The organism is Micromonospora sp. NRRL B-16802 (assembly GCF_001279555.1).
GTDB lineage: Bacteria > Actinomycetota > Actinomycetes > Mycobacteriales > Micromonosporaceae > Micromonospora > Micromonospora profundi.
Genome location: NZ_LGEB01000001.1, coordinates 654087 through 663193 on the forward strand (window position 1 = coordinate 654087; position 9107 = coordinate 663193).

At 70.9% G+C, this 9107-nt stretch carries 8 protein-coding genes; 5 read left to right on the forward strand and 3 right to left on the reverse strand.

The window, feature by feature from the left end; translation table 11 throughout:
• Window positions 1–320: 320 nt before the first annotated feature.
• The 3 genes from ADK66_RS03125 to ADK66_RS03135 all read right to left on the reverse strand — a co-directional run bounded on the left by ADK66_RS03125 (window position 321) and on the right by ADK66_RS03135 (window position 4046).
• Window positions 321–899: a hypothetical protein gene (locus ADK66_RS03125; RefSeq protein ID WP_053652283.1), complete on the reverse strand. Its 579-nt coding sequence runs from the start codon at window positions 897–899 to the stop codon at window positions 321–323.
• A 336-nt stretch (window positions 900–1235) separates the two neighbouring features.
• Window positions 1236–1439: a hypothetical protein gene (locus tag ADK66_RS03130; protein WP_053652284.1), complete on the reverse strand. Its 204-nt coding sequence runs from the start codon at window positions 1437–1439 to the stop codon at window positions 1236–1238.
• Between the two features lie 228 nt (window positions 1440–1667).
• Window positions 1668–4046, reverse strand: a complete 2379-nt coding sequence (locus ADK66_RS03135; RefSeq protein ID WP_053652371.1) for a DEAD/DEAH box helicase — start codon at window positions 4044–4046, stop codon at window positions 1668–1670.
• Window positions 4047–4187: 141 nt separating this feature from the next.
• Here ADK66_RS03135 and ADK66_RS03140 point away from each other — a divergent pair, with 141 nt between their 5' ends.
• From ADK66_RS03140 to ADK66_RS03160, 5 genes are all read left to right on the forward strand, one after another.
• Entirely contained in the window at window positions 4188–4544 is a 357-nt protein-coding gene (locus tag ADK66_RS03140) for an STAS domain-containing protein (RefSeq protein WP_053652285.1), read from the forward strand.
• Complete coding sequence (locus ADK66_RS03145; protein WP_053652286.1) at window positions 4541–4978, forward strand: ATP-binding protein; 438 nt, start codon at window positions 4541–4543, stop codon at window positions 4976–4978. Before ADK66_RS03140 ends, ADK66_RS03145 begins: the two co-directional genes overlap by 4 nt.
• A gap of 314 nt (window positions 4979–5292) precedes the next feature.
• Window positions 5293–7653, forward strand: coding sequence for a sodium-translocating pyrophosphatase (locus ADK66_RS03150; RefSeq protein WP_053652287.1), 2361 nt, complete (start codon window positions 5293–5295; stop codon window positions 7651–7653).
• Between the two features lie 116 nt (window positions 7654–7769).
• On the forward strand, window positions 7770–8309 hold the full coding sequence (locus ADK66_RS03155) for a hypothetical protein (RefSeq protein WP_053652288.1): 540 nt from the start codon (window positions 7770–7772) through the stop codon (window positions 8307–8309).
• Window positions 8300–9097, forward strand: a complete 798-nt coding sequence (locus tag ADK66_RS03160) for a hypothetical protein (RefSeq protein ID WP_053652289.1) — start codon at window positions 8300–8302, stop codon at window positions 9095–9097. The genes ADK66_RS03155 and ADK66_RS03160 overlap by 10 nt, the downstream gene beginning before the upstream one ends.
• Window positions 9098–9107 lie beyond the last annotated feature (10 nt).

Genomic DNA, 9107 nt, shown 5'->3' on the forward strand with positions numbered 1-9107 from the left:
TCGGGCGGAGGCCCTGCCCCGGCCGGCGGGCTAGCGGGTGATCGAGCGGCCGTCGAGTGGTTGAGCGATCGACGGGCTTGAGCGGCCGTCGAGTGGTTGAGCGATCGACGGGCTCGAGAGGCCGTCACGTGGTTGACCTGTCGACGGGTAGGGCGTCGTCAAGTGGTGAGCATGCCCAGCAGCGCCACCCGACCAGCGTGTCGACGGGTTGTTGAGAGGCCAACGGATGGGTAGCGGATGGCGGAGGGGTCACCGTCAGCTGAGCGGCCGTCGAGGCAGGTGGAGCGGCCTACGGGGAGGCTGAGCGAAGGCCGGCTAGGTCAGCGGGACTGGAGGGCGTCGAGGGCGACGGCCATCGCGATGACGAGGCGGCGGTCGATCTGCGGGTGCTGCACCTCGACGACGTACTTGTCGCGCAGGCCCCACTTCTTGATCACCGAGAAGACCGGCTGGCCGCCAGCGGTGAAGTCGAAGTGGTACGGCAGCCAGGACAGCGAGTCGACGAACCGGCGCAGCAGGGCCACCGGCATGCTGCGTTCCTGCCCCGTCACCTGCGGCAGGCCAGCCTGCTCGACGTGCCAGGTGGAGCGGAGTAGCGACTGGGCGAAGTCCTTGCGGAACAGGCCGATCGGGTTGCCGGCCGCGTCCGTGACGTCGTACGTGGCACCGAGGTCGAGGCGCTGGCGGGCCTTGAAGCCCAGCAGGGGCTGCTGCTTGGAGTCATCGGTGTAGATCGTCACCTGCTCCTTGAAGGCGAGCCGCTTCTGCTGCGCGAAGGCCAGCATCTCGCCTTCGGTGCCGTCCGGCTGGACCGCCCGGACCTCGTACTGGTTGACCATCATCCGCAGCCGCTGGCGGATGTGGAACTGATTCAGGGTCTGCAAGTTGTCGAGCTGCATGTGTTCTCCTCAGAGGGGCTGGTGCGCCGGAGTCTCGCACAGGCAGGCAACCGCCACAGGCCCGCGCCCGCCCAGCGCTGCCGCTGGGCACTGCCGCCCAGCGCTGCCGCCCGCCCATGTCCGGTCAGGCTGCCTGCCCCGCCGGGCCTCATCGCCCGCCCATGTCCGGTCAGGCTGCCTGCCCCGCCGGGCCTCATCGCCCGCCCATGTCCGGTCAGGCTGCCTGCCCGCTTGGCCTCACCGCCCGCCCTCTGCAGCCCCGCCTGCGATGACCCGTCAGGCTGTCTGTCACGTGCGGTCCGACCGCCCCGTTCGGTCGGACCGTCGCTTGGGAGGTCAGCGGCCGTCGACGGTGACGCGCAGCGCCCAGGTGTTGAGCACCTGGTGAATGTTGCGCAGCCGTTCGTTGATCTGCTCCAGTCGTTCCGCCTGGGCCAGGGCGGCCAGCGCGGACCCGAGCGCGATCTGCTGGTCGAGGGTGAGTTGTTCCTGGTCGATGGTGTAGAGCAGGTCGACGGTCTCGGCGATGGTGTCGGCCACAACTCCTCCTCAGGCACGGGGCGACAACGAAATAGACATCGATGGAAGCGCTCCCAAGTTATTGTGCCCAGCGTCCGGTGGGTTCATGCAAGACCGCGGCGCAGACCGGCCCGTTCAGAGCGATGATCGACTCGACATCATTGATGCCGGGGTGTCCACGGCGCCGGGATACCCCGAAGTCAATGAACTCGAGTCGATCATGGCCGGATTGTCCGGCTCCGCAGGCACTCAGGCGGGCAGGTTCGCCAGCACCACGTCGAGCACCCGGATGGCGTCCGGCTTGGAGAGCGGATTGTTGCCGTTGCCGCACTTCGGCGACTGCACACAGGACGGGCATCCGGTCTCGCAGCCGCACTCCGCGATGGCGTCCCGGGTTGCCCGTAGCCACGCCGACGCCGTCCCGTACGCCCGCTCGGCGAAGCCCGCCCCGCCGGGGTGCCCGTCGTAGACGAAGACGGTCGGCGCCTCGGTGTCCGGGTGCAGCGCGGTGGAGAGCCCGCCGATGTCCCACCTGTCGCAGGTGGCCATCAGGGGAAGTAAACCGATCGCGGCGTGTTCGGCGGCGTGCAGCGCACCGGGCACGTCAGGGGTCTGCACTCCGGCTGAGGTCAGCGACTGCGGGGAGAGCGTGAACCAGACCGCCACGGTACGCAGCTCCCGGGTGGGCAGGTCCAGGGGCCGGGTGTCGATCACCTCGCCGGTGGCGATCCTGCGCCGCTGGTAGGACACCACCTGGCTGGTCACGTCCACCTCGCCGAGGAACATCCCGACCGGCCCGGCGTCCACGTAGGAGCGCACGGACACCACTGACAGGTCGGTGACGTCGCGGGCGTGGGTGGACCAGTCCGGTTCCTCGGCGTGCACGAGCGCGCAACCGTCGACCAGGTCGAGATCGTCGACGACGTACGAGATGCCCTGGTGCAGGTAGACGGCGCCGGGGTGGAGCAGGAAGTGTGAGGAGCCGCCGTCGACGGTGCCGAGCAGCCGGCCGGTGGCCGACTCCACCACGCAGACCGGGGCGCCGCCCTGACCGCGCAGGTCCACCTCGGGGCGTTCGCGGTGCCGCCAGTACCAGCCGGTGGGTCGTTGCCGCAGCGCCCCGGCCGCCACCAGCTCGTCGACCGCTTCCTTCGCCCCGTCGCCGAAGAGCGTCAGGTCGGCCGGTGTGAGCGGCGCCTCGACCGCGGCGCAGGCCAACTGAGGGGCCAGCACGTACGGGTTGGCCGGGTCGAGCACCGTTGCCTCCACCGGTGCCCCGAAGATCGCCTCCGGGTGGTGCACGAGGTAGGTGTCCAGCGGGTCGTCCCGGGCCACAAGCACGGCGAGGGCCTCCTGCCCGGAGCGCCCGGCACGGCCGGCCTGCTGCCACAGGGAGGCCCGGGTGCCCGGGTAACCGCAGATCAGCACGGCGTCCAGGCCGACAAGGTCCACGCCCAGTTCCAGGGCGTTTGTGGAGGCGAGGCCCAGCAGGTCACCGTGCAGCAGCGCCCGCTCCAGCTCGCGTCGTTCCTCGCGCAGGTAGCCGCCCCGGTAGGCGGCCACCCGGTCGCCGAGCCCGGGGACAGCGTCGTCCAACGCCCGTCGCGCGTTCGCCGCCACCACCTCCGCGCCCTTGCGGGACCGGACGAAGGCGAGCGTGCGTACCCCCTCGGCGACCGTGTCGGCGAGCAGGTCCGCGGTCTCGCGCAGCGCCGACCGGCGGACCTGGTGGAGGTCGTCATGGTCGCCCGTCGCCTGCGGGGGCACCGGGGAGGAGGAGCCCGACTCGGGTGGGAGCAACGGCGGTTCCCAGAGGGCGAAGGTCACCCCGCCCCGCGGTGACGCATCCTCGGTGACGGCTGTCACGGGCAGGCCGGTCAGCCGACCGGCGGCTGTCGCCGGGTCGCCGGAGGTCGCCGAGGCGAGGACGAACACAGGGGTCGCCCCGAAGCGCGCACACTGCCGGCGCAACCTGCGCAGTACGTGCGCCACGTGCGAGCCGAACACCCCCCGGTAGGTGTGGCACTCGTCGACCACCACGTACGCCAGGCGGCGCAGGAAGCCGGACCACTGGGCGTGCCCGGGCAGGATGCCGTGGTGCAGCATGTCGGGGTTGGTGAGCACGAAGCGGGAGTGCCTGCGGATCCACTCCCGCTCGGCGCGCGGAGTGTCCCCGTCGTAGCAGGCGGGGCGTACCCCCTCAAGCTCCAACTCGGCGACGGCCCGCAACTGGTCGGCGGCGAGCGCCTTGGTCGGCGCCAGGTAGAGCACTGTGGCCCGGGGGTCGCTGAGCAGTGTGGCAATCGCCGGGAGCTGGTACGCAAGCGACTTGCCGGACGCGGTGCCGGTGGCGACGACGACGTGCCCGCCCTCGTACGCCAGGGTGGCCGCCTCGGCCTGGTGCTGCCACGGCGCGACCACGCCCCGCCGGGCGAACGCCGCGCGCAGCTCCGTCGGTGCCCACGGCGGCCACGGTGCGGGCACCCCGGCGCGGGCCGGCACCCGCTCGACGTGGGTGACCGGATCGCCGGTACCCCGGGAGCGCAGCCGACGCAGGAGGTCGACGGGCGACAGCTTCAGGTCGTCGCGCGGCGACAGGCGCGCGGAGCCGAAGTCGTCGGAAGTCACGTCCTGCACTCTCGCACTGGTGTTCGGAGATGAAAAGTCGAGCCCCGGGGTAAGGGAAAGCCTCCGCCGGTGGCCGCAAGGATGCCCCGGCGGTAGTGGTTAGATGCCCAGGAGAGTTTACGGCTCTGGCGAGGAGGACCGATGGAGCTGTCGTTGGCGACGCGCACCGTGGGCGAGCACACGGTGCTTGAGGTCGGCGGTGAGGTCGACGTCTACACCGCGCCCCGGCTCCGTGAACGGCTCCTCGAACTGATCGACGGCGGCGCCCGGCACGTGGTGGTGGACCTCGGTCGGGTGGACTTCCTCGACTCCACCGGGCTGGGCGTGCTGGTGGGCGCGCACAAGCGGCTGCGTACGGCAGGTGGCTCGTTCGCGCTGGTCTGCGACAAGGAGCCGCTGCTCAAGATCTTCCGGATCACCGCACTGGACCAGGTGTTCCCGCTGCACCCCACTGTCGAGGCGGCGGTCGACGCGGGTCCGACCGGCATCAACGCGTGATGGCGACGGTCCGGCTCTCCTTCTCTCCGGCTCCGGTGCACGTGCGTACCGCCCGACTGGTCGGCGTCGCCGTCGCCCGGCGCGCGGGCGTCCGTGAGGACCTGCTGGACGAGGTGCGCCTGGCCATCGGTGAGGCGTGCACGCGGGCGGTGGCCCTGCACCGGCAGTACGGCCTCGCCGATCCGGTGCTTGTGGAGATGTCCGACGGCGGCACGTACGCGGTGCGTGTCGTGGACCGGGCGCCCATCGAGGCAGGTATCGGGTTGGCGGCGCTTCCGCCGGACGAACTGGCCAACGAGTCGCTCACCGATGAGGCGTTGACCACTGGCGTCGGCTTCGCGCTGCTCGCCGGCTTCGTCGAGGACCTCCAGGTGCGCCCTGTCGACGAGGGCATCGGCACCGAGGTCCGGATGGTGTGGCCGGTCAGCCGCTGACACCTACCGATCAGAAGGCCGCATCCCCTGGTGGGATGCGGCCTTCTGGCATGGAACATGCCCTATATCAGATTTTGTTTCATAACACAGCGACGAAGATCATCGAGACACGGTGGCACCTGCGTGTGACCTCCAACACTGCGGAGGGCTACAGTACCCGGGTTGTCAGCAAGTGACCCGTCCCGCACCCAGCGGTTATGGGTGGTCATCGCTGGTCCGCTGGGGTGGGTTGGCGCGCTTGCAAGTCCGCATTCAGGCGCCGGTCGGTGCGTCTCCACCCACCGGCGCGAGTGTTCGGTAACAGGAGGACACAGATGTCCGAGACCTTGGCCGCCGAGGGCGGCGGGCTTTCCCTTACCGGAAGCAATGTCACATACGTCGTCATCGCCGCGGTCGTTGCGCTGGTAGCGCTCGCCTTTGCCGCCGCCCTGACGAAGGCGGTGCTGGCAGCCGGCAAGGGCACCACCAACATGCAGGAGATCTCGGAGGCGGTCCAGGAGGGCGCCTCGGCCTACCTGCTCCGTCAGTTCCGCACCCTGGCGATCTTCGTCGTCATCGCAGTGGTGCTGCTCTTCCTGCTGCCGGTGCACAACACCGACGGCAGCGAGACGGCCGTGAAGATCGGCCGCTCGCTCTTCTTCGTGGTGGGCGCCCTGTTCAGCGCGTCCATCGGCGGCGCCGGCATGTGGCTGGCCACCCGCGCGAACCTGCGCGTGGCCGCCGCCGCCCGTGAGCGCGAAGGCGGCCGTGAGGCCGCCATGAAGATCGCCTTCCGGACCGGTGGCGTGGTCGGCTTCCTCACCGTCGGCCTGGGCCTCTTCGGTGCCGCGCTTGTCGTCCTGGTCTACCGGGGTGACGCGCCGACCGTGCTGGAGGGCTTCGGCTTCGGCGCCGCGCTGCTCGCGATGTTCATGCGGGTCGGCGGCGGCATCTTCACAAAGGCCGCCGACGTCGGCGCCGACCTCGTCGGCAAGGTCGAGCAGGGCATCCCCGAGGACGACCCCCGCAACGCCGCCACCATCGCCGACAACGTGGGCGACAACGTCGGCGACTGCGCCGGCATGGCCGCCGACCTCTTCGAGTCGTACGCCGTGACGCTCGTCGCCGCGCTGATCCTCGGTCGTGCCGCGTTCGGCGAGGAGGGCCTGGTCTTCCCGCTGATCATCTCCACCATCGGTGTGCTGGTCGCGATCTTCGGGGTCTTCATCACCCGGCTGCGCGCGTCCGACCGCAACGCCCTCACGGCGATCAACCGGGCCTTCTACATCTCCGCCGTGCTCTCCGCAGTGCTTGTGGCGATCGCCGCGTACGCGTACCTGCCGGCGACCTTCGGCGAGTTCAGCAGCGGGCTTACCGACGCGACGGGCAACCCGCGGCTCGTGGCCATCGGCGCGGTCGTGATCGGCATCGTGCTGGCCGGCGCGATCCAGGCGCTGACCGGCTACTTCACCGAGACCAACCGCCGTCCGGTGCAGGACATCGGCAAGAGCTCGCAGACCGGTGCGGCCACCGTCATCCTGGCCGGCATCAGCATCGGCCTGGAGTCGGCGGTCTACTCGGCGCTGCTCATCGGTGCTGGCGTCTTCGGCGCGTTCCTGCTCGGCGGCAGCTCCATCACGCTGTCGCTGTTCGCTGTCGCGCTGGCCGGCACCGGCCTGCTCACCACCGTCGGCGTGATCGTGGCGATGGACACCTTCGGGCCGATCTCCGACAACGCCCAGGGCATCGCCGAGATGTCCGGTGACATCGACGAGCACGGCGCACGGACGCTCACCGAGCTGGACGCGGTCGGCAACACCACCAAGGCGATCACCAAGGGCATCGCGATCGCCACTGCGGTGCTCGCGGCGACCGCGCTGTTCGGCTCCTACACCGACTCGCTGCGCACCGCGTACGCGGACGCCGGCGTTGGCGACGTCGGCGGCGAGATCCTCAACTCGCTGAACGTGGCGAACCCGCGCAACCTGGTCGGCCTGATCATCGGTGCGGCTGTCGTGTTCCTCTTCTCCGGCCTGGCCATCAACGCGGTGTCCCGCTCGGCCGGTGCCGTGGTGATGGAGGTCCGCCGGCAGTTCCGTGAACTGCCCGGCATCATGGACCGCACCCAGCGCCCGGAGTACGGCAAGGTCGTCGACATCTGCACCCGGGACGCGCAGCGCGAGCTGGTGACCCCCGGCCTGCTCGCCATCCTGGCGCCGATCGCTGTCGGTTTCGGTCTCGGGCCCGGCGCGCTCGCCGCGTACCTGGCCGGGGCGATCGGCGCCGGCACCCTGATGGCTGTCTTCCTTGCCAACTCCGGTGGCGCTTGGGACAACGCCAAGAAGCTGGTCGAGGACGGCGCGTACGGCGGCAAGGGCTCCGAGGCGCACGCCGCCACGGTCATCGGTGACACCGTCGGTGACCCGTTCAAGGACACCGCCGGCCCGGCGATCAACCCGCTGATCAAGGTGATGAACCTGGTCTCGCTGCTGATCGCGCCCGCCGTGGTGGCCTGGAGCGTCGGCGACGACCGCAACGTCGGGCTGCGGGTGACCATCGCGCTGGTCGCGACGGCGATCATCGTGGCGTCCGTGGTGTTCAGCAAGCGCAAGGGCATCGCCATGGACGAGTCCGAGGGCGGCGGCAACACCGGTGCGGGCAGCACCGACCACCGGCCGGAGACGGTGAACGCCTGATCGAAACAGCGGTACCCGGTCCCCGGTCGGCGCACCAGCCGACCGGGGACCGCTGCCGTCCGGTCCCATCCAACCGACCGGTGCCACACCTGGCCAAAGGCCGTACGCTGCAACGCATGCGTACGTGCCGGACGTCCACCGTTGGAAAGCTCACGGTGGTCCTGGCCACGCTCGCCATCCTGGCCGGCTGCGGCGGCGGCCCCAGCCCACGGGCGTGGGCGGCTTCGGTCTGCGGCGCGCTCACCCCGTGGCGCTCCGAGATCAGCAAGCTGACGAGCAGCGCCGACCAGCAGATGACCGCGCAGACCACCCCCGCGCAGGCCAAGGAGAACCTGGTGCGGCTCTTCGGCGGCGCGGAGCAGGCAAGCGAGACCGCGCGACGCAAGGTGGAGCAGGCCGGGGTGCCCGAGACGGACAACGGCGAGGCCATCGCCGCCGGGTTCCGCGCTTCCCTGGGCAAGATGCGCGACGCCTACGGTCGCGCACGGGACACCATCGACGGCCTGGGCACCGGCGAGCCCACTGTCTTCTACGGCGGCGTCCGGGCCGCCGTGGAGACGCTCAACAAGGAGTACGACGCCAGCGCGCTGGACACCAGCCAGCTCAACTCCGAGGAGCTGAAACAAGCCTTCGACGAGGTGCCGGAGTGTCGCTGAGCGGGCTCGGTGACACCGGGGCGGCGCAGCCGCCGGTCCCGGCCCTGTTCCCCGCACCCGATCCGCCAGCTTCTGTCCCGGCGGAGTCCAGCGCCGGCGCTGTCGCTGCCGACGCCCTGGCCGGCGCTGCTGGCAGGGGTCGGCGGCGCAGCGGCTCCGTCCGCCCTGGGTCGGCCCACTCCGGCACTCCCGATGACGAGGACGCCGGGCGGCAACTTGTCTTCTTCGGCGCGGAGGCCGCCGAGCCGACGGTCGCCGATTTGGCCGGGCTGCTCGCCGGGCCGGGCGAAGTCGTCCGGATGGGCGGCACGGCGCGACTCTCGGTGCGGGTGGACGCTGCCTGGCGGGTGCACGTGCTCGTCGCCGAACTGGCACTGCGGGGTCTCGCCGCGAGCTGGGAGCCGACCGAGGACGGCAAACACACGGTCCGTACGTCGTACACCCGGGTGTTGAAGCCGCTCGCGGCCGCCTGGCTGCACGGTGCTGTCAAGCGCCCACCGGCGGTCCTGCACCTCACCGGCCGGCGGTTGCGGCTCTGGGTCGCCGCAGCCGGTACGCCGGAGCCGCTCGGCGGTTTCCTGCTGGGGCTCGGCGAGGGCGACCCGGATTCCTGGGACGCGCTCGGCGCGGCGCTCGCCGCCGCAGGCCTGTCCGCGACGCTGCTCGCCCCCGCCGAAGGCGGCCCGGCCTACCGGATAACCGGCCGGCGCAGGTTGACACGCCTGGCCGAGTTAGTAGGCGACCCCCCAGCCGCAGCACCCCCCAAACTCTGGCCAACCCGCCCGTAGTTTCCCGCCC